Genomic DNA, 19547 nt, shown 5'->3' with positions numbered 1-19547 from the left:
CGGCGGGAGGATCAGATCCGGGACGGTCCGGGGCTGGACGGCAGGGTTCGGTCCGGGACTGGACGGGAGGGTTCGGTCCGGGACTCGGCGGGGATGGGCGGGGGCGTCGCGGGGTTTGTTGTGTTCGACGCTCGGGGATGGGCGGCCGTTCACCGGGCTGACGTAGCGTTGACGTCATGGCTCCGACACCCCTGCTCGGTTCCCGGACCCTCGACCGGCAGACGGCCCGCACGCTGCCGCCGGGGCCGAAACTCCCCACCCTCGTCCAGACCGTGCTGTTCGCGAGTCACCGACGGACGTTCTTCCCGCGGATGCGGGCGAAGTACGGCGACGTGTTCACGATCCGGCTGGTGCCGTCGAGCCGAGTGTGCGTCGTCCTGAGCCGGCCGGACCACATCCGCGAGGTGTTCGGCAGCCCGCCCGCAGTGATGCACGCCGGCGAGGGCAACACGGTGCTCGAGCCGATCATGGGCTCGCACTCGTTGCTGCTGCTCGACGACGAGGACCACGTCCGGATGCGCAAGCAGCTGATGCCCGCGTTCTCCGGGGCGGCGCTGCGCGGGTACGCCGGGATGGTGCTGGACCTCGCCCGGGCCGAGGTCGCGAAATGGCCGGTCGGCAAACCGTTCAAGGTGCACCAGCGGATGCGGAACCTGACGCTCGAGATCATCCTGCAGGTGATCTTCGGCGTCACCGACATCGACCGTCTCAACACGCTGCGCCCGCTGATGGACAAGATCGTCTCGGTGTCGCCGGTGATCATGCTCGGCGGCTTCTACCCGCCGCTGCTCCGGATCCCGCCGTGGAAGACGTACCTGGACACCCAGCGCAAGGTCGACGAGATCCTGTACGACGAGATCGCCAAGCGCCGCGAGACGTTTGCCGGACGCAACGACGTACTCTCCCGGCTGCTCGCCGCGGGCGGCTGGTCGGACGTCGAGCTGCGCGACCAGCTGGTGACGCTGCTGCTGGCCGGGCACGAGACGACGGCGACCGCGCTGGCCTGGGCGTTCCACGAGCTGGCCCGGCGACCCGAGGATCTGGCGTTCGGGCAGCGGGCCGCGGACACCGACGCGGACGACGAACTGGAGGCCGTGCTCAAGGAGGCCCTGCGGTTGCACCCGGTGGTGTACCAGGTCGGCCGTCGGCTGACCGAGACCACGGACATCGCGGGCTACCGCCTGCCTCGGGGTACGACGATCATGGCCGCGATCGGGCTCGTGCATCGCGACGGCGAGCACTTCCCGATGCCGATGGAGTTCCGCCCCCAGCGGTTCCTGTCCGACGACCCGCCGGCCCCGGGCACCTGGATGCCCTTCGGCGGCGGCGCCCGGCGCTGCATCGGCGCCGGTTTCTCGCTGATGGAGGGCACCGAGATCCTCCGGGCCGCCCTCAGCGCCTACGACTTCCAGGCCCCGAACCCGAAACCCGAGCCACCCCAGGCGAAGAACGTCACGCTGGTCCCCCGCCACGGCTCAGTGGTCACCGTCACCCGCCGACCGTGAGGATCCTGCTCCGGGTCCGACCAGGCGCCTCGCGAACCGCGGTCGGCGGCCGGTACGACGGCGCGGCCGGCCCGGCCCTGGTCGTGGCCGTGTCGGCCCGCGCGGTCGAGGGTCAGGCCACGAAAGCCGTTCTGGAGGCGGTCGCAGCGGCGTTCGACGTACGCCGGTCGGCGGTCACGCTGGTCCGGGGCGCGACCAGCCGCGACAAGCTCGTCGAGGTCGACGGCGACGAGACGGCGCTGCGACCGATCCTCCAGAAGCTACTCGGCTGAAACCTCAGTCTTCCGGGTCGCCGACGTCGCCCAGGTCGACGTCGTCGTAGCTCTCGAGGTCTTCCTCGTCGTCGTCCTCGAGCTCGAAGTTGTCCTCGTCGTCGACGAGGTGGACGGCGGCCTCCTCGGCGCCGGCCGCGGCGCCGTCGATGCCGACGTCCTCGGCGAACAGTTCGCTGTCGTCGTCGCCGTGCGCGCCCTCGTCGGGCGCGACCAGGCGCCCGGACCGGACCACGCCGACCTCAGGGCCGCCGACGTCCTCGCCGTCCTCGGCGTACGGATCGGTGTCCGGGATCTCCTGGGCGATCCGCTGGTCCAGCGTCTCGCCCTGCACCGCCTCGTCGGCCGTGGTGCCGAATCCTTCGCCCGCGGACCACTTCTCCGGAGGCGAGTACCCCTCGTCGAGCAGATCGTCGACGCCCCGGTCGTTCAGGGTGTCCTCGGCCTGCAGCTGATCCTCGTCGTCCACGGAATAGCTGCCGTAGTCCTCACGGCTGTCGTCACTCATGGGGCAACCTTGGCGCGTCGCAGGCGGTGGAATCAAGCTCGACGCAGAATGGGGCGGGTGGATCCGGTCAGGCTGACGTTGGACCAGTTGCGGGAGCTGCGCGACGACATCGCGCCGCGGGCCGCTCAGCGGTCGCGTGCCTCGATCCGCCGCCGGATCGAACGCTGGCGCAGCCGGGCCTTCTTCATCGCCCAGTGCGCGCTCGCCGCCGGCGTCGCCTGGGTGCTCGGCCGGTACGTCCTCGGCCACAAGGCGCCGTTCTTCGCGCCGGTCGCGGCGATGGTCTGCCTCGGCTTCAGCTTCGGCCAGCGGCTGCGGCGAGTGGCCGAGGTGATGGTCGGCGTGGCGGTAGGCGTCGGCGTCGGCGACCTGTTCGTCCGGGTGTTCGGGACCGGCGTCGTACAGATCGTCTTCGTGATCGCGCTGGCGATGAGCGTCGCCGTACTGCTCGGCGCGGGCACGCTGATGACCACGCAGGCCGGTGTCCAGGCCGCGATCGTCACCACCTTGCTGCCGAACCCGGGCGCCGGGTTCAGCCGCTGGCTGGATGCCGTGCTCGGCGGGGCCGTCGCGCTCGCGGCCGCCACGATCGCCCCGGCCGCCGCGATCAGGCGTCCGCGGCAGCAGGCTTCCGGCGTACTGACCGAGCTGGCCGAGATCCTCAACGAGACCGCGGACGGCCTCCGCACCCGCGACGAGGAGGCGCTCACCGACGCGCTCCGTCGCGCCCGCGCGAGCGAGTCCCGGCTCGACGACCTGCGCAGCGCCGCCGCGGAGGGCGTCGCGGTCGTCCGGCTGTCGCCGTTCCGCCGCCGGCATCGCGGCCGGGTCCAGGAGATCGCCGACCTCGTCGTACCGCTGGATCGCGCGATCCGGAACATCCGGGTCCTGGTACGGCGCTGCGCGGTGTCGGTCTGGCGGGACGAGGCGATGCCCACGGAGTACCCGATGCTGCTCGAGCGCCTCGCCGACGGCACGCGCCTGATCGGCGAGTCCCTGTTCGAACCGGCCGCTGACGTCGCCGCACACCGCGTCCTGGGCGAGCTCGGCCGCCGTACCGCGGTGATGCCGCTGCCGACCGGGCTGTCCGCGGTCGTCGTCCTGGGCCAGCTCCGGTCCACGATCATCGACCTGCTCGAGCTGACCGGCACGTCGTACGACGACGCCCGGAAACTCGTCCCGCTGCGGCTGGACGGACTCGACGAGAAGTAGTGGCCCAGGTCACATCGCGGATTCCCGTCATACCTGCGGACCGGGTGCGTCTCACTGGCATGACGATCCACCGACTGATGACCACGATGGCCACCGAGCAGGTTCGTGAGCTCGAAGACCTCCTGGCCGACTCCCCGACCATTGACGACCGGAGCGACGCCGCCGCCGAGCAGTAAGGCGCGAACCGGACGAACGGATCCCCGGCGGCGCGCCGAACGGTCTTGCCCACCGAGCCAGACCGCGCGGAAGTCGCACCAACGCAGAGGCGCCCAGTGCGAGGCGCCGCCGGATCCGTTACCGGTGCACCGCCACAGAGGTGCACCCAAAACCACCCGCCGACCGTCCTGACGCCGTTTGCGCGAGGCTCAGGCCGGTCCGGCGGGTGGTTTTTGTCTGCCTGCAGTCAGCTCGCAACCGTGATCTCGGTGGTCACCGAGTTCGCGATGAAGCACTCCTGGTGTGACAGGTGATGGATCTTCTCGATCGTCTCCGCGTCCGGCTCGGCGCCGGCCCAGACGATCTTCGGGTGCAGCGTCACCTGGGTGATCGCCAGCCGGCCCTCGGCGTTCGGAGCCATCACGCCGACCGCGTGGTCGTCGTACGCGTCCACGACCAGGCGCTTCCGGGCCGCGATCGACAAGAAGGTCAGCATGTGGCACGACGACAACGCCGCCACGAACGCCTCCTCCGGATCGACCGGGCCCGGATTCCCCAGGTACTTCGGGTTGGCCGAACCGGGCACCGTGATGCCGCCGTCGAAGCGCCACTCGTGGTCGCGGTTGTAGCTGTCGTAGGCGAAGTCGTACTCACCACGGCTCCAACTCACATCGACCACATGCTCCGACATGTTCAGCTCACCCTTCCGAGACGGCCGTCTTCGCGGTTGCGGTGACGGGATTGAATCGTACGGGAGTGTGCCCGGGCAGCTTCGCGACGAAGTCGCTGTCGTAGCGGGCGGCCATACCGGCGACCGGGAAGTCCGTGGTCACCCACTGCGCACCACTGGCCAGCGCGATCCCGAGTCGCGTGTAGTCCTTGTCGCGGATCGTTGCCATCGGCTCGTCGGACCGGGTCCGGACCAGGTAGCCCTTGCGAACCAGCCGCTGGATCTCGGCCTGGCCCGCACCGCGCGGATCGTTCACCTCGGTGACCGCTGCGTCCGGCGCGCCCTCCGGCCCGCGGGTGAAGACCGCCCGGCCCTCCAGGTTCGGCTTCCCGGCGGTGTAGGTGTCGCGGATCGCGCCGGGTCCGCCGTTGTCGAAGTAGAACATCACCTGGCCGCGAACATCCTTCAGCTTCGGCCAGCCCTTCGTCAGCACGGACTTCTCGAGCGTCAGGCCGGGCTTGCGGACGTCGTCCGGCGTGAGGATCTCGTTCTCCTTGAACACCGAGCGGATCTCGGTGTCGACGCTGTCCAGGTTGGCGGCGTCCCACGGCGGCGCGACCACGCCACCGGCGGCGACCACGTTCGGGTCGGACTGCTTCAGCTCGAGGTTGATCGCGATCGGCACGTGGCTCGGGTGTGCGTCGGACCAGGTCTTCACCTGCTGCAGGCACACCACGAAGGTGTCGCAGTTGGTGTTGTAGTCGAAGTCAGGGATGTGCATGACCTTGATCCCGGGCTGGGCCATCGCCGGGTCGGTCAGCGGTCCCTGGCCGGTCAGCTTCCGGATCAACGGGTACGTGTACAGGCCGCCCTGCGGGTCCGGGAACAGGTCCAGCTCCAGCGAGCGGACGTTCTGGTCCTCCAGCTGCTGGGAGATCGGGGCGTGCGAGTACCAGAGGTCGACCGAGCCGGCGTTCTGCTGCTGCTGGACCTTCTGTTCGTTCGGACTGAGCTCGCGATGGTACGAGTTGTGCGACCCGACCACCTGCACCTGGTTCAGCCGCAGGCCGTCCCCGGCGTGCGAGTCGTGCCTGGTGACCGCCGTACCGGCGACTCCGGAGGCGGCCAGGGCGATGGACGCGGCCCCGGCGACCGCTGTTCTGCTGATGCGCATGCGAAAACGTCCCCTCCGTCGTGGCGATTGAGGGCAATCTGTCACAGGAAGGTGGCAACGTTGTCCCCCTGGAAGATGGACAATGAGCGACATGGTGACTTCGGGGGCGTATCCGCTCCGCCGGACGCCGACCCAGGACCGGGCCAGCCGGCAGGTCGAGCGGATCCTGGACGCGGCCTGTGCGGAGGTGGTCGAGCGCGGGTACGACGCGGCGTCCACGAGCGGGATCGCGAAACGGGCCGAGATCGCGGTCGGCAGCGTGTACCGGTACTTCCCGGACAAGCGCAGCCTGATCCAGGCGATCGAGCGTCGGAACCAGGCGCGCTACACCGAGGCGGTCAGCGAGCGGCTGGCCGGCGTCTCGAGCTGGCGGGCGGCGGTCGACGTCACGCTGGACACGTTCCGGGAGATGCACCGGACGGATCCCGGATTCAGGGCGGTCGTGCTGAGCGGGCTCGGCGATCCGGAGCTGGAATCGAAGCCGGGCGAGTTCGACGATCAGCACGCAGGGGAGTTCGCGGAGTTGCTCGCGGCCCGGTTCGGCGCGCGGGATTCGCGTGACTTCCGGCTGGCCGTCACACTCAGCATCGCGATGGGCGAGTCGCTGGCTCATCTGGCGGATCGGTTGTCCGCGGACGAGGCGGAGTACGTGCTGGATCAGGGTCGGCCGGTGCTGTACAACCTGCTCGCCCCTCATCTACCTGCTTGAGCCGGGGGAGTGGCTCAAGCAGGACGAACGGTCAGGCCGCCCGGGCCGCGGAAGGCAGCCCCAGGGCCGGCCAGTGGGTGACCCGGCCGGCCAGACGGGCCCGGCGGGGAGTCCGGACGTCGTACGCGACGATCACCCGGTCATCCTTGGCGTAAGTAATCCTGCTCCCGACCGGGAACTTGCGGGAGACCTCGTACGGACCCTCGCCCCGGCGGGTGTAGTACTCGACGATGACCTCGGTGTAGACCGCCGGGGCACCGCTGTCCAGTTGGCCGCGGACCGGGCCACGCACCCGGATCACTCGTCCCGCGGTCTTCTCCTCCGTACTGCTGGGCTCGTTCCGCCGGATTCCGGCCAGAACGTCGGTCACGATGAAGGCTGCAACCACCAGCACCAGGCCGAACCCACCTAGTACAACGATCGTCAACATGGCACTCACCCCCGACGCGCCGCCCGCGAGCGACGCGGTCGTTGTTGTCGTTCCTGCCTTGCGCGGCCCTTGCCGCACACCGGTGAGACGCCACCGGATTCCACTTGGTTCCAGGTAAGTACAAATTCTTTTCTACAGCATCATGGTAGAGCCCGGTGGAGCGGTGTTGCTAGAGGTAGAGTTGACCTGAAGTTGTCAGATTCCGCCCATTCCGAACTGGTACTGCGGCGGTACGGGCCGCTCTGTGCCAAGTGCCTGCTCGGCCTGAACCCAGTACTCGGTGAGCGGATTGGCCCCTTCACGGACCGTGGCGAGCTGGATACCGGCGGCCAGCAGATCGTGAGCCGTGGCCGGATCGCCGGTCTCCAGGGCATGCCGGACCCGGAGCAGCTGGATCCGCGGGTCGTCCGGGGCGCGCTCGAGCAGGCGTTCGGCCCGTACGACGTCGGAGTTAAGGGCGGCCGCTACCGCCTCAACCACCAATGGCACCAGGGCAGGCAGCAATTCGACGGCACGTTCGTAGTACGAGAGATCGCCCGTGACCAGGCCGAGGTTGCGCAGCGCCCAGGCATTCTCGCCGGACCGCTGCCAGGCATCGATCGCGCCGTCGACATCACCGTCGTAGTGCCGCGCGACTCCCCTGTGATACCAAACCAGCCAGTTGTCCTCGGCCGACTCCAGCAGTTCCCGCCACGCCACCAACGTCCCGTCCGGTACGCCGTCAACCGCCGGCAACCGTCCTTCGAGCAGGGGCAACCAGGCCCGTTCCCGGGTGGTCATCATGTCGTCCTCGAACGGTGTACCTGCCGACACCGTCCATCCCGTCCGGGCCAACTCCAATGCTCCCCACCCCGACCCGACCACCAGTCGTTCTACCGGAGGAGCATCCGCAATCCCCACCCATTCGGCTTCTCGCCCAGCCAGTCCGTCCAGCACCGTCGCCAGCGCGGCCGCCCCCGCTGACCGAGCTGTCTTCCAGTCCTGGGAATGCGCCGCAGCGGGGTCCATCGACAGACGCCCGTACACCTCCATCCAGTGCCACTCGGTCTGCCCGGGCAGCTTCAAGTGCTCCATCTGCGTCCGCGCGAGCCCCGCCTGGATCTCGGCGTACCCGTCGCCCTCCAGCCCCGGCGACAACCACTCCTGCCACCGCCGCCCGCCATCGCCCTGCCCCCAGACGAACAGCTTCCGGCCCTGCAGCCGCTCGGTCGAGGCCTGCACCAACCCGACACCCGAGCCATCGACCGAGGCGATCCACGACTGCTGATCCGGGAGCGGTTCGAAGAAGTAGTCCACCGCCTGCGGATGCCGCATCGGATAGGTGAGGTCGGTCTCGACGTCGATCAGGTCGAGCCGGCTCCCGTACCCGAACCGCCAGGCCTGGTCCGCCGGCACGAGCACGCGGGTCTCCGGAGACTGCGTGACCGCGATGTTCGACCACCAGTACGCCGGGACCTCGGCGTCGGACGGGTTCTGCAGCCGGACACCGACATACAGGAACTCGGAGTCGGCGGGCAGCCAGAAGTCGAGCTGGGTGACGAGGTTACGGGTCCGCTCGAGCTCCCACAGGCGAAGGACCGGCGTACCGTCCGGGCCCTCGACGCGGGCGGCGTGCATGGGTGCGCAGGTGCCGGTCCAGTGGCCGGTGCTGCCGACGTTCCACTCGACGCCACCGGCGAACCAGGCGTTGCGAAGGGCAAGGTTCGCGGGCTGGAACACCGGGTTGCGGTAGAGCAGCTCCTGACCGGTGTCCTTGTGGACGATCGAGTACAGCCGTCCACCGAGGCTCGGTAGAACGGTCGCGCGCAGGTGGTCGTTCTCCAGCACGAGTGCCGGGAACGAGGTCTCGGCCAGAGTGCGGTCGTACCCGTCCTGGTCGAGGCACGGCAGTGGGCTGTGCAGACGCCCGTACTCGATGTTCTCCCGCAGGTCGTCCGGAAGGTCGGCGATGTTCTCGACCTGATGCGGCTCGCGCTGCGTCCGGAGCGGCGCGAGCGGGTTCTCCGGACCGAGCGAAGCTGCGGGAAGTACGAGGTTTTGCGCAGAAAGGATCGTCACTGCCTCATCTTCGCAAGTGCGCTATACATGGTCGACATGGACGCTGATGTGATCGTGGTCGGAGCGGGGTTGGCTGGGCTGGCTGCGACTGCGGAGCTGGCCGACGCGGGGCGGAAAGTGTTGCTGCTCGACCAGGAGCCGGAGGCGTCGCTGGGTGGGCAGGCATTCTGGTCGTTCGGCGGACTGCTGTTCGTCGACTCCCCGGAGCAGCGGCGGATGGGCATCAAGGACTCCCGCGACCTCGCCCTGCAGGACTGGCTCGGCTCGGCCGGGTTCGACCGGCTGGACGACGAGGACAAGTGGGCCCGACAGTGGGCCGAGGCGTACGTCGACTGGGCCGCCGGCGAGAAGCGTCCGTGGCTGCACGGCCAGGGTGTGCGGTTCTTCCCCGTCGTCGGCTGGGCCGAGCGCGGCGGGTACAACGCCGACGGCCATGGGAACTCGGTGCCGCGGTTCCACATCACGTGGGGCACGGGGCCTGGTCTGGTCGCGCCGTTCGAGCGGCGGGTGCGGGAGGCGGTTGCGAAGGGCCTGGTCGAGTTCCGGTTCCGGCACCGGGTCGACGAGCTGACCGTCACGGGCGGGGTCGTCGACGGCGTTTCGGGCAAGATCCTCGAGCCGAGCGACGTACCGCGTGGGGTGTCGAGCTCCCGGGTCGAGGTCGGTGACTTCCAACTGTCGGCGCAGGCGGTGATCGTGACGTCCGGCGGGATCGGCGGCAACCACGACCTGATCCGCTCGCAATGGCCGAAGCGGATGGGTGAGCCGCCGAAGCGGATGATCAGCGGAGTGCCGGCCCACGTGGACGGCCGGATGCTCGCGATCACCGAGCAGGCCGGCGGCCGGTACGTGAACCGGGACCGGATGTGGCACTACACCGAGGGCATCCAGAACTGGGACCCGATCTGGCCGATGCACGGCATCCGGATCCTGCCCGGCCCGTCGTCGCTCTGGTTCGATGCCACCGGCAAACGACTGCCGGTGCCGCTGTTCCCCGGCTTCGACACCCTCGGCACGCTCGAGCACATCATGACGACCGGGTACGACTACACCTGGTTCGTGCTCACCCAGAAGATCATCGAGAAGGAATTCGCGCTGTCCGGCCAGGAGCAGAACCCGGATCTGACCGGCAAAGACATCAGGGGCGTGCTCGGCCGGGCGCGCGGCGGCGCCACCGCGCCGGTGCAGGCGTTCATGGACCACGGCGCCGATTTCGTTGTCCGCAGCAACCTTCCGGACCTGGTCCGCGGCATGAACGACCTGACCGGCGAGAACCTGATCAACCTCGACGACCTCGAGCGGCAGATCGTGGCGCGGGACCGGGAGCTGACCAACACCTTCACCAAGGACCTGCAGGTGACCGCGCTCCGCGGCGCCCGCAACTACCGCGGCGACAAGCTGATCCGGGTCGCGTCACCGCATCGGATCCTCGACCCGAAGGCCGGGCCGCTGATCGCCGTACGGCTGAACATCCTGACCCGCAAATCCCTGGGCGGACTGCAGACCGACCTGGATTCGCGGGTACTGCGCGATGACGGCACCCCACTCCCCGGCGTCTACGCGGCCGGCGAGGTCGCGGGCTTCGGCGGCGGCGGGATCCACGGCTACCGATCCCTCGAAGGCACCTTTGTCGGCGGCTGCCTCTTCACCGGCCGTACGGCGGGCCGCGCCGCAGCCAAAGCGGTCTCGTGAGCGTACCGGGCGCGGAGTACGAGGAGCTCGCCCATCTGGACGACCTGACCACGACCGGCACAGCCATCTCCGGCCACACGAATCCGGCCGACTACGCGGGCACCACCCACGCCGGCCTGTCTGCGCCATCCGGGGTGCCGGGCGTCCAGATCGACGGCTACTTCCCGAGCACGTCGCAGACCAACACCACCCACGGGTGGCACCACGACGCGCAGTTCGTCATCCGCCTCCCCGAGCAGTGGAGCGGCGTGCTCGTGGTCTCCGGTGCGCCCGGCGTGCGAACGCAGTACGCGAACGATGTCGCGATCTCGGACTACGTCCTCTCGCTCGGACATGCGTACGCCGCAACGGACAAAGGCAACTCGGGCGTCGAGTTCTACGCCGGCTCGCGGCAGCCCGGTGACGCGATGGCCGAGTGGAACGAGCGGATGACCGAGCTGACCCGCGCCGCCCGGGAGACGGTCGAGCAACACTACGGCCGCCCGGCCGACGAGGTGATCGCGGCCGGCATCTCGAACGGCGGCTACCTGGTCCGCTGGCAGCTCGAGAACCACCCCGAGCTCTACACCCGCGGCGTCGACCTCGAAGGCACGCTGTGGACCGCCGACGGCCCGAACCCGTTCAGGTCGTTGCCTCCAGCAATCAAAGGCTACGAGCAGCAATCACCTGAGGCGGTCGTCGCGGCCGGCTTCGATCCCGCGTCGGACTTCCTCTGGGAGTACCACTACACGATCTACTGGCGGCTGACCCAGCAGATCTACACCGCCGAGCTCGATCCGTCGTACGACGGCGACGAAGCGGAGTACGACTACACGCAGCGGCCGGAAGCGCGGGCCGCGATCGAGCGGATCGCGTTGACCGGCCGGATCGGGCGGCCGCTGGTCACGATCCACGGCACGTACGACTGTCTGCTGCCGATCGGCGCGAACTCCGACGCGTACGCCGACCTGGTCCGCCAGGCGGGCCGGTCGGAGCTGCACACGTACCACCGGGTCGAGGCGGGCAATCATCTCGACGGTCTCGTCGACGCCCACCCCGACCGGTTGGTACCTCTCGTTCCCCTGCTGCGCGAGGCGATCAGAACACCATCGTGAGCAGGTCGGCGAACAGCTCTTGATCGTCGATCTCCAGACCGCGGCTGGTGAACCAGGTGGCCATGTTGTGGCAGTCGCGCAGCAGGAAGTCCATCCCCTTGGGGTTACCGACGATGTCGATCACCTGCGGCAGGTCGATCATCACGATCCGGTCGCCCTGGGCGAGGATGTTGTACGGCGAGAGGTCACCGTGCGCCAGCCCGGCCCGGGCCAGCTCACGCATACCGTGCCGGACCTGCTCGAAGTACTGACCGAGCAGTTCCTTCGACGGCCGGACCTGGGCGAGCCGCGGCGCCGCGCCGCCCTCACCGTCGTCGATGAACTCCATCAGCAGCTCGGTGCCGTCCACCTGGACGGGATACGGCACGGGAACGCCGGCCTTCCACAGCTGGCACAGCGCACCCCACTCCGCACCCGCCCATTGCCCCGCGGCGACACTGCGGCCGTGCGCGGTCTTCTTCTGCATGGCCCGGCTGTCGCGGCTGTTGCGGATCCGGCGCCCTTCGACGTACGCCGTACTGCGGTGGAAGGAGCGATGCTCCTCGGTGCGGTACCGCTTCGCGGCCATCAGCACCGATCGACCGGGGTTGTCGCCGATGGCTTCGACGGCACGCTCGACCAGGAAGACGTCGGCTTCCTTACCGGTTTTGAGGACGCCGAGCTCGGTGTCGATCGCAGCCTGTTCCGTCACAACCCACGAGGGGCGTGGTTCCGGGCCGCGAGAACCGCGCTCGACGTCCAGCCAGGTGGACCACCGCTGATCCGGACCGAGCTCCTCGTCGACCGAATGGAACTTGAAGACGAAGGCGTCGGACGGATCCGGTTGGGACTCGTCGCCGGTGAGTTCGGACCAGCGGGAGTCGAAGTCGGGGATGTAGCTATCAGTGAGGTCGTACTCTGCAGACAACTGGGGTTCTCCTGAACCTAGAGATGGAACTGATGCGGACATGCCGCAGCACAGTGATGGCCATCCGTCAGCCCTCCTTAGGTCCAGGCAGCGCGCGTCGCCGCTCGGGTCAAACCAGGATGCATGCCCGTCCAGGGCGCCGCAACGTATTTAACGCAGCTGAGAACGCGCGGTCGGCCGCAGCCGCAGTTCCTGCGCCGGCTTCGCGCTCCGGCAGACCAGCTCCGGCAGTACCCGCTGCTGCCAGGCCGGCGACACCGCGAGCCGGCGCCGGTGTTCGTCGTACGCCGCGTCGTCGGCGAACCGGGCGAACCAGGCGAGCACGACCTCGTCCCGCAACGGCAGCGCCGGAAAGTTGTTCTCGGCAACCAAACTCTCGAACACCGCGACCGGTTCGGCCCCGGTGGCAACGAGCACGGGCACGACCTGGTCCGTGAAGAACTCTGCGAATCCGTCATCCTCCGCACCGCGGTGATAAACGGCCCCGGCGACGACCGAGGTCGCGGCCGCGGTGCTGCCGATCGGCGGTCGGGGCGCGTCGAGCGCCGGGTAGCCGGCGTCGAGCCGGAGCGGCCGCAGCAGCAACGCGTTGTCGGAGTCGATCATCGTCGCGTTGGCGACCGCGGCGTGCTCACGCCAGACCGGGCCGTAGTAGAAGGCCTTCAGCGCGTCCGCCCGCGCGGGCAGGTCCCGGAATCCGCGGATCCAGACGAACCGATCGGGATCGTCCAGATCGCGGAACTGACCGGCGATGTGCATCCCGGTCTCTTCCTGACCTTCGACGAAGTACGTGTCGAAGGTCTCGATCAAGGTGTCACGCTGCCCGGGGTGCAGCGTGTACTGGCGCAGGTCCACGACGGCGCAGCACTCGTTCATAGGTGCAAGCCAAGCATCGAAACCTGACAGTTACTGTCAGGCGACAGTCGTTTGAAACACTCGTAACAGGCGGGTACTTGCAAGCTCCGGCCGAGTTTGATCTGGTGGAGGTAGTGGTTCAGCCCTCTGCCACCGGACATGTACGACGACACGACGAGGTTCCTCCCGTGACGATCGCAGCTGTCACAGCCGAAGACTGCAAGCAGACCATCGCCGACGCCACCCATGAGCTCCTGCTCGAGGCGGACAGCGTCCCCGACCCCCGGCACCAGGCCTGCATCGACCAGGTCGTGCTGCTGAACGCCCCGGTCGCGAGGTCGATCGCCTCGCGGTACCGCAGCAAAGGCGTCGACTCCGACGATCTCGAGCAGGTCGCATACCTCGGCCTGGTCAAGGCCGCCAACGGCTACCGCGTGGACGCGTCGACAGCATTCCTGTCGTACGCCGTACCGACGATCCGCGGCGAGCTGAAGCGGTACTTCCGCGACTGCGCCTGGACGATCCGGCCGCCGCGCCGGGTGCAGGAGATGCAAGGCAACATCGCCGCGGCGGAGCCGGAGCTGATCCAGCGGCTCGGCCACGTGCCGACCGACGAAGAGACCGCGGTCGCGCTGGGCACGGATCCGGCCGAGGTCGCGGAGGCCGCGTCGGTCCGTGGGTGTTTCAGCACCCTGTCGCTGGACGCGCCGGGTGCGCCGGAAGGCGGGACGAGCCTGATCGAGACGGTCGCCGACGCCGAGGACGGCTACGACCTGGTCGAGAACGTGCACACCCTCACGCCCGCGGTCGCGAACCTGGGCGACCGGGACAAACGCATCCTCCAGCTGCGGTTCTGCAACGGGTTCACGCAGGAGGAGATCGGCCAGGAGCTCGGGGTCAGCCAGATGCAGGTGTCCCGGCTGCTCCGTGGAATCCTGGAGAAGCTTCGCGGCGAGCTGGCCAGCGGCGTACCGAAGAACGGGTAGTGGTTGGCTCCGCCGGTCGACGTGAGCGGGCGACGGGGCTGAACGGAGCGCCGGAGGCGACCTCTACCCGTTCGTCGGTGCGGTAGCGTCGGGCTCGTGGACTTCGAGGAGGCGGCGGATGCGCTGTATGCGGCACCGGCGGCCGACTTCATTGCTACTCGCAACGAGCTGGCCAAGCAGCTGAAGGCTGACGGCGACCCGGTCGGGTCGACGCGGCTGAAGGCGATGCGCAAGCCGACCGTCGCGGCCTGGGTGACGAACCTGGTCGCTCGCAAGGCGCCGGACGGGCTGGACGACCTGCTGGCGCTCGGTGACGAGTTCCGGGAGGCGACCGCCGACCTCGACGGCGAGCGGTTGCGGGAGCTGACGCCGAAACGCCACCAACTGCTGGACAAGCTGGCCAAGGAGGCTGTCCGGCTGGCGGCCGAGGACGGCCAGAAGATCAGCGCGGACGTCGGCCAGAAGCTGCGCGAGACGCTCGACGCTGCCCTGGTCGACCCGGCCGCGGGCGACGCCGTCCGGGAGGGCCGGCTGAGCAGTGCACTGCGGCATGTCGGCTTCGGCGTCGTCGACGAGAACGGCGAACCGTCCAACGTCACCCCGCTGACCGACGAGCGCCGCCAGGCCGCCCGCGACCGCCGCAAGACCCAGCAGGCCGAGACGGATGCCGCCCAGGAGGCTGCCCAGGAGAAGGCCGCGGCCGCACGCGAGCAGGAGGAACGCGAGGCTGCCGAGCGGGCCAAGGCCCGGCAGGCGTTCGAGGAGGCCGTCGCCGCGGCGCAGGAGGCCGAGGCGAAGGTCGAGGACCTCGACACCCAGCTCGACAACGCCCGCGAGGCGCTCGCCGAGGCGCAGGCCCTCGTCCACCGCCTGGGCGCCGACCTGGACGAGGCCCGCCGCACCGCCCGGGAAGCACAGAAGGAGAGCCGCGAGGCCCGGAAGCGGTACAACCGGCTCTGAGCTGGGTACCCGCCGGGCTGACGCGGAGAGGAGCCGGCGATGGCACGGGCGATCTGGAGCGGGTACATCAACTTCGGCCTGGTCTCGGTGCCGGTCGGGCTGTACAGCGCGACCCAGGAGCACGAGATCGACTTCCACCAGTTCCAGAAGGGGACGTCGGACCGGATCCGGTACAAGCGGGTGAACGAGCGCACCGGCCGCGAGGTCCCGTTCGAGAAAATCGTGAAGGGGCACGACGTCGGCGGCGGCGAATACGTGATCGTCGAGCCCGACGAGCTGGACGACATCGCGCCGGGCAAGTCGCGGTCGCTGGAGATCGACACGTTCGTCGACCTCGACGAGATCGACCCGATGCACTTCCAGAAGAGCTACTACCTGGCGCCGTCGGACTCCGAGAACGCCTCGTCGTACGCGTTGCTGCGGGACGCGCTGGCCAAGACGAACCGGGCCGGGATCGCGAAGTTCGTGATGCGCGGCAAGGAGTACCTGGCGACGATCCGGTCCGACGGGCGGGTGCTCGTACTCGAGACGATGTTCTTCGCCGACGAGATCCGCGACCCGGACGAGGAGCTCGGCGATCTGCCGCGCAAGTCCGGCGCCGGCAGACAGCTGTCGATGGCCGTCGACCTGATCGAGGCCATGAGCGGCGAGTGGAAGCCGGCCGCGTACAAGGACACCTACACCGAGCGGGTGAAGGAACTGGTCAAGTCCAAGCACCAGGGCAAGGAGGTCGTGTACTCCGAGGAGGAGCCGCAGGCCACCAACCCGACGGACCTGGTCGCCGCCCTGCGCGCCAGCGTCGAGGAGGCCCGGAAGAGCCGGAGCTCGAGAGCCAAGAAGACGGCCAAGAAGACCGCCGCGAAGAAGACCGCTGCGAAGAAGACCGCTGCGAAGAAGACTTCGGCCAGGAAGAAGACGGCGAAGAAGACGGCTGCCTAGTTGCCGAGGAGGTAGCGGCTCGGGTTGGCCGGGGCGCCGGCGTCGAGCCAGCGGTGGAAGCCTTCGGGGTTGCGGCGTTCGAATTCGTCGAGGCAGATCCGGCGGACTTCGGCGACGGCCTGGCGGTCGCGGAGGCCGGCTCCGCGGGACAACTGCATCGCGGTGTCGGACCAGACACCGCAGAGCTCCTCGATGCTCAGCGGGCACTGCAGCGACTCGATCAGCCGCTCGTCCTCGGCGAACTGGGTCTCGGTGAGGCGCTCCAACCGGCGCTGCTTCCGCGACCGGCGCCGGCGCGGTTCCCGGTCGGGCACGACGAGGTCGATCACGATGAACAAGCCGGCGAGCAGCAGCGCCGTCGCTATTCCGAGCGCACCCCAGGCGAGCAGCCGGACCAGCCCGGGCAAGCACAGCACCGCCGCCGCGCACGCGGCCGCGATCACGGCCGAGGAGCCGTACGGCGCTTCGTCGGCCACGTGCCGCACCACCGCGGCGAGCGGCCAGACCAGCAGGAACACGACGGCCAGCAGGATCGACGCGGCCAGCGGACCCAGCAGCAGCACGCCGCAGAGCGCCCCGGCGGTCCCGATTCCGAGACCCGCCGCGACCCCCATTCGCCGTACCAGTGCAGACCGATGCATCAGCGCAACTCACTCACCGTCACCACAACCCAGATCCCCCTCCCCCGACGAACGAACGAGCCATCGGCACCGTTCCCCGTCCAGCGTGGCCCCAACCAGGTGAGCTGTTCAACCTGTGGGCCGGGCTGTGGCACGGACCGTCATCACGGATCATGTATCAGATGAGGACCTTCGCCGAACGCGTCCGCGGCCTCGCCCCGGCCCCGTGGGAGCACGACGCAGAGCTGCTCCGCAGTCTGTACGACGCTCAGCTCGGCAGCCGGCACGCGGACCTCGCGGCCCGCTGGATGCAGTCCCAGGGCACCGGCTTCTACACGATCGGCTCCGCCGGCCACGAGGGCAACGCGGCCGTCGCCGCCGCCCTGGAGCCGACCGACCCGGCGCTGCTGCACTACCGCTCCGGCGCCTTCTACCTGACCCGCGCCGCGCAGTGCGGCTCGAAGGAAGGCCTGCGCGACATCCTGCTCGGCGTCGCCGCGGCGACCAGTGAGCCGATCGCGGGCGGCCGGCACAAGGTGTTCGGCCGGCACGAGCTGTCGATCATCCCGCAGACCTCGACGATCGCGTCCCACCTGCCCCGTGCGATGGGCGTCGCGTTCTCGCTGAACCGGTCTGCCAAGCTCGGCGTAGCGTCGCCCTGGCCGGCCGACGCGATCGTGGTGACCAGCTTCGGCGACGCGTCCGCGAACCACTCGACCGCGACCGGGGCGATCAACGCCGCGCTGCACGCGTCGTACCAGGGTCTGCCGATGCCGCTGCTGATGGTCTGCGAGGACAACGGGATCGGGATCAGCGTGCGGACCCCGGACGGCTGGATCCGGCAGGCGTACGGCTCCCGCCCCGGACTGCGGTACTTCGACGCCGACGGCACCGACCTGGACGCGGCCCTGTCGATGGCGACCGAGGCGGCGACCTTCGTACGGCGCAACCGCCGCCCGGCCTTCCTGCGCCTGCGGACCGTCCGCCTGCTCGGCCACGCGGGCTCCGACGTAGAGACGGCGTACCGCTCGCCCGCCGAACTGGCCGCGGACGAGGAACGCGACCCGCTCCTCGGCACGGCGCGCTACCTGCTCGGCGCCGGCTACACGGCCGAGGAGATCATCGAGCTGTACGAGGACAAGCACGCCGAAGCGCTCCGGATCGCGGCCGAGGTCGCCGGTCTCCCGCAACTCTCCTCCGCCGAGACCGTCGCGGCTCCGCTCCGGTTTCCGTCACCGGACGCCGTCGCCGACGCGCTGCCTCAGCGCACCCCGTCCACAGAACGTCTCACCCTGAGCCAGTCGATCAATCGTGCTTTGAGCGACATCCTCGCGTCGTACCCGGAGGCGATGGTCTTCGGCGAGGACGTCGGCCGGAAGGGCGGTGTGTACGGCGTCACGCGCGGACTGCAGAAGGCCTTCGGGCCGCCGCGCGTGTTCGACACCCTGCTCGACGAGCAGTCGATCCTCGGGCTCGCGCTCGGCGCGGGTGTGTCCGGGCTGCTGCCGATTCCCGAGATCCAGTACCTCGCCTATCTGCACAACGCCGAGGACCAGCTCCGCGGCGAGGCGGCGTCGCTGAAGTTCTTCTCGCAGGAGCAGTACGCGAACCCGATGGTGCTGCGGATCGCCGGCTACGGGTACCAGAAGGGCTTCGGCGGGCACTTCCACAACGACGACGCGATCGGCGTACTGCGGGACATCCCGGGCATCGTCATCGCATCACCGTCGAGACCGGACGACGCGGCCGCGATGCTGCACGCATGTACGGCGGCAGCCCGCTCGTCCGGCACCGTGAGCGTGTTCCTCGAGCCGATCGCGCTCTACCACCGGCGCGACCTGTACGACGACGGCGACGACCAATGGCTGTCGCCGTACCCGGACGAACCGGTGCCGATCGGCTGCGGCCGCACGTACGGCGACGGCACCGAGCTGACCATCGTCACCTTCGGGAACGGTGTGCCGATGAGCCTGCGGGTGGCAGCCCGGGTGCCGGGCGTCCGCGTTCTCGACCTGCGCTGGCTGGCGCCGTTGCCGGTCGAAGATCTGTTGCTTCAGGCAAACATCACCGGACGCGTGCTGGTCGCGGACGAGACCCGGCGGTCCGGCGGCGTGTCCGAGGGCATCCTGGCCACACTGATCGATCACGGGTACACGGGACGGCTCGCCCGGGTCACCAGCTACGACTCGTACGTCCCGCTCGGCGCGGCGGCGCACGACGTACTGCTGAGTGAGCAGACCATCGAGGCCACCGCCCGCGAACTGCTCAGCTGAACAGCCGCTGCCAGACCGACTTCTTCTTCGGCCGGTGCTCTTCGACAGGCCGTTGAGGTGGCTGCGTCGCGGGCCGGTCCATCCGCCACTGGGCGATGATCGCGTCCTCGTTGACCGGGCCTGTCGGCACCACCGGTCCGGTGGTGTCGCGGATGCTGAGCCGGATCCGCTTGTTCAGATCGGCCAGGTATTCGCGGACCTCGGACTCGCGCCGCATCCCGCGGACCTTCTCGTACACCTGCTGCTTCTCCTTGCGGAGCAGCATCGCCGGCGGCAGCAGCGCCTCGGTCTCGACGTCCTCGCGGCGGATGAAGTCCTTGACCCACCAGTCGGGATCGTGCTCATCGGCCAGCTTCAGTGGTTTGCCGGCACCGGGCAGGTTGTCGAACTCGCCCTGGTTCTGCGCCAGCTGGATCTGCGACTCGACCCACTCCTGGTTGCTCATCCCCGGTGGTCTGCGCTTGGTCATGGCCACACCTCGCTGTCATCATCGACAGTTGCTTACCGGGTACCAGATTACTAGCTTG

19 protein-coding genes are annotated in these 19547 nt (G+C 69.2%); 10 read left to right on the top strand and 9 right to left on the bottom strand.

Going from position 1 to position 19547, the window contains the following annotated elements:
- Positions 1-176: 176 nt before the first annotated feature.
- Both OHA10_RS15640 and OHA10_RS15635 read left to right on the top strand, forming a co-directional pair.
- Complete coding sequence (locus tag OHA10_RS15640) at positions 177-1505, top strand: cytochrome P450 (RefSeq protein ID WP_371406933.1); 1329 nt, start codon at positions 177-179, stop codon at positions 1503-1505.
- Positions 1502-1777, top strand: coding sequence for a DUF167 domain-containing protein (locus OHA10_RS15635; RefSeq protein ID WP_371406932.1), 276 nt, complete (start codon positions 1502-1504; stop codon positions 1775-1777). Before OHA10_RS15640 ends, OHA10_RS15635 begins: the two co-directional genes overlap by 4 nt.
- Before the next feature lie 4 nt (positions 1778-1781).
- Here the strand turns inward: OHA10_RS15635 and OHA10_RS15630 are convergent, their stop codons facing one another.
- Positions 1782-2285, bottom strand: a complete 504-nt coding sequence (locus OHA10_RS15630) for a DUF5709 domain-containing protein (RefSeq protein ID WP_371406931.1) — start codon at positions 2283-2285, stop codon at positions 1782-1784.
- 57 nt (positions 2286-2342) lie between these two features.
- On the opposite strand from OHA10_RS15630, the gene OHA10_RS15625 reads away from it, so the two are divergent.
- Positions 2343-3497, top strand: coding sequence for an aromatic acid exporter family protein (locus OHA10_RS15625; RefSeq protein WP_371406930.1), 1155 nt, complete (start codon positions 2343-2345; stop codon positions 3495-3497).
- Positions 3498-3900: 403 nt separating this feature from the next.
- Here the strand turns inward: OHA10_RS15625 and OHA10_RS15620 are convergent, their stop codons facing one another.
- Positions 3901-4344: an OsmC family protein gene (locus OHA10_RS15620; protein WP_371406929.1), complete on the bottom strand. Its 444-nt coding sequence runs from the start codon at positions 4342-4344 to the stop codon at positions 3901-3903.
- A gap of 7 nt (positions 4345-4351) precedes the next feature.
- Positions 4352-5497: a phosphatidylinositol-specific phospholipase C1-like protein gene (locus OHA10_RS15615; RefSeq protein ID WP_371406928.1), complete on the bottom strand. Its 1146-nt coding sequence runs from the start codon at positions 5495-5497 to the stop codon at positions 4352-4354.
- A gap of 91 nt (positions 5498-5588) precedes the next feature.
- On the opposite strand from OHA10_RS15615, the gene OHA10_RS15610 reads away from it, so the two are divergent.
- Entirely contained in the window at positions 5589-6206 is a 618-nt protein-coding gene (locus OHA10_RS15610) for a TetR/AcrR family transcriptional regulator (protein ID WP_371406927.1), read from the top strand.
- Positions 6207-6237: 31 nt separating this feature from the next.
- Here OHA10_RS15610 and OHA10_RS15605 read toward each other — a convergent pair whose 3' ends face one another.
- Together OHA10_RS15605 and OHA10_RS15600 are read right to left on the bottom strand one after the other, a co-directional pair.
- Positions 6238-6636: a DUF3592 domain-containing protein gene (locus OHA10_RS15605; RefSeq protein ID WP_371406925.1), complete on the bottom strand. Its 399-nt coding sequence runs from the start codon at positions 6634-6636 to the stop codon at positions 6238-6240.
- A gap of 195 nt (positions 6637-6831) precedes the next feature.
- Positions 6832-8694, bottom strand: coding sequence for a DUF5107 domain-containing protein (locus OHA10_RS15600; protein WP_371406923.1), 1863 nt, complete (start codon positions 8692-8694; stop codon positions 6832-6834).
- A 36-nt stretch (positions 8695-8730) separates the two neighbouring features.
- Here OHA10_RS15600 and OHA10_RS15595 point away from each other — a divergent pair, with 36 nt between their 5' ends.
- Both OHA10_RS15595 and OHA10_RS15590 read left to right on the top strand, forming a co-directional pair.
- Entirely contained in the window at positions 8731-10386 is a 1656-nt protein-coding gene (locus OHA10_RS15595) for an FAD-binding dehydrogenase (protein ID WP_371406922.1), read from the top strand.
- The gene (locus OHA10_RS15590) at positions 10383-11480 is read left to right on the top strand and encodes a tannase/feruloyl esterase family alpha/beta hydrolase (RefSeq protein WP_371406921.1); all 1098 of its coding nucleotides are present in this window, start codon (positions 10383-10385) and stop codon (positions 11478-11480) included. Before OHA10_RS15595 ends, OHA10_RS15590 begins: the two co-directional genes overlap by 4 nt.
- On the opposite strand, the gene OHA10_RS15585 is transcribed toward OHA10_RS15590, so the two are convergent.
- Both OHA10_RS15585 and OHA10_RS15580 read right to left on the bottom strand, forming a co-directional pair.
- A complete protein-coding gene (locus tag OHA10_RS15585) occupies positions 11464-12387 on the bottom strand; it encodes a serine protein kinase RIO (protein WP_371406920.1) in 924 nt (307 codons plus the stop codon). The two genes, OHA10_RS15590 and OHA10_RS15585, sit on opposite strands and share 17 nt — an antisense overlap.
- A gap of 150 nt (positions 12388-12537) precedes the next feature.
- Complete coding sequence (locus tag OHA10_RS15580) at positions 12538-13263, bottom strand: NIPSNAP family protein (RefSeq protein ID WP_371406919.1); 726 nt, start codon at positions 13261-13263, stop codon at positions 12538-12540.
- Between the two features lie 167 nt (positions 13264-13430).
- Here OHA10_RS15580 and OHA10_RS15575 point away from each other — a divergent pair, with 167 nt between their 5' ends.
- The 3 genes from OHA10_RS15575 (at position 13431) to OHA10_RS15565 (ending at position 16127) form a co-directional block, all read left to right on the top strand.
- The gene (locus tag OHA10_RS15575; RefSeq protein ID WP_371406918.1) at positions 13431-14228 is read left to right on the top strand and encodes a sigma-70 family RNA polymerase sigma factor; all 798 of its coding nucleotides are present in this window, start codon (positions 13431-13433) and stop codon (positions 14226-14228) included.
- A gap of 96 nt (positions 14229-14324) precedes the next feature.
- Complete coding sequence (locus OHA10_RS15570; RefSeq protein WP_371406917.1) at positions 14325-15188, top strand: hypothetical protein; 864 nt, start codon at positions 14325-14327, stop codon at positions 15186-15188.
- Positions 15189-15227: 39 nt separating this feature from the next.
- Positions 15228-16127 (top strand): Ku protein, encoded by a 900-nt coding sequence (locus tag OHA10_RS15565; protein WP_371406916.1) that lies wholly within the window; start codon positions 15228-15230, stop codon positions 16125-16127.
- On the opposite strand, the gene OHA10_RS15560 is transcribed toward OHA10_RS15565, so the two are convergent.
- Complete coding sequence (locus OHA10_RS15560) at positions 16124-16768, bottom strand: hypothetical protein (RefSeq protein ID WP_371406915.1); 645 nt, start codon at positions 16766-16768, stop codon at positions 16124-16126. The genes OHA10_RS15565 and OHA10_RS15560 overlap by 4 nt on opposite strands.
- A 161-nt stretch (positions 16769-16929) precedes the next feature.
- On the opposite strand from OHA10_RS15560, the gene OHA10_RS15555 reads away from it, so the two are divergent.
- The gene (locus OHA10_RS15555; protein ID WP_371406914.1) at positions 16930-19020 is read left to right on the top strand and encodes a thiamine pyrophosphate-dependent enzyme; all 2091 of its coding nucleotides are present in this window, start codon (positions 16930-16932) and stop codon (positions 19018-19020) included.
- Here the strand turns inward: OHA10_RS15555 and OHA10_RS15550 are convergent.
- Positions 19013-19489 carry a DUF1992 domain-containing protein gene (locus OHA10_RS15550; protein ID WP_371406913.1) on the bottom strand — a complete coding sequence of 159 codons (477 nt, stop codon included), beginning with the start codon at positions 19487-19489 and terminating at the stop codon, positions 19013-19015. The two genes, OHA10_RS15555 and OHA10_RS15550, sit on opposite strands and share 8 nt — an antisense overlap.
- Positions 19490-19547: the final 58 nt, after the last annotated feature.

This window comes from Kribbella sp. NBC_00662, assembly GCF_041430295.1.
Lineage (GTDB): Bacteria > Actinomycetota > Actinomycetes > Propionibacteriales > Kribbellaceae > Kribbella.
The sequence above is the reverse complement of the archived record's forward strand: the minus strand, read 5'-3'. Positions and strand labels throughout refer to the sequence as shown.

Coding starts and splice junctions, on each gene's coding strand:
- OHA10_RS15560 (WP_371406915.1), bottom strand. CDS start 16,768: ATGCATCGGTCTGCACTGGTACGGCGAATGGGGGTCGCGGCGGGTCTC.
- OHA10_RS15610 (WP_371406927.1), top strand. CDS start 5,589: ATGGTGACTTCGGGGGCGTATCCGCTCCGCCGGACGCCGACCCAGGAC.
- OHA10_RS15565 (WP_371406916.1), top strand. CDS start 15,228: ATGGCACGGGCGATCTGGAGCGGGTACATCAACTTCGGCCTGGTCTCG.
- OHA10_RS15615 (WP_371406928.1), bottom strand. CDS start 5,497: ATGCGCATCAGCAGAACAGCGGTCGCCGGGGCCGCGTCCATCGCCCTG.
- OHA10_RS15630 (WP_371406931.1), bottom strand. CDS start 2,285: ATGAGTGACGACAGCCGTGAGGACTACGGCAGCTATTCCGTGGACGAC.
- OHA10_RS15555 (WP_371406914.1), top strand. CDS start 16,930: ATGAGGACCTTCGCCGAACGCGTCCGCGGCCTCGCCCCGGCCCCGTGG.
- OHA10_RS15620 (WP_371406929.1), bottom strand. CDS start 4,344: ATGTCGGAGCATGTGGTCGATGTGAGTTGGAGCCGTGGTGAGTACGAC.
- OHA10_RS15580 (WP_371406919.1), bottom strand. CDS start 13,263: ATGAACGAGTGCTGCGCCGTCGTGGACCTGCGCCAGTACACGCTGCAC.
- OHA10_RS15550 (WP_371406913.1), bottom strand. CDS start 19,489: ATGACCAAGCGCAGACCACCGGGGATGAGCAACCAGGAGTGGGTCGAG.
- OHA10_RS15595 (WP_371406922.1), top strand. CDS start 8,731: ATGGACGCTGATGTGATCGTGGTCGGAGCGGGGTTGGCTGGGCTGGCT.
- OHA10_RS15640 (WP_371406933.1), top strand. CDS start 177: ATGGCTCCGACACCCCTGCTCGGTTCCCGGACCCTCGACCGGCAGACG.
- OHA10_RS15605 (WP_371406925.1), bottom strand. CDS start 6,636: ATGTTGACGATCGTTGTACTAGGTGGGTTCGGCCTGGTGCTGGTGGTT.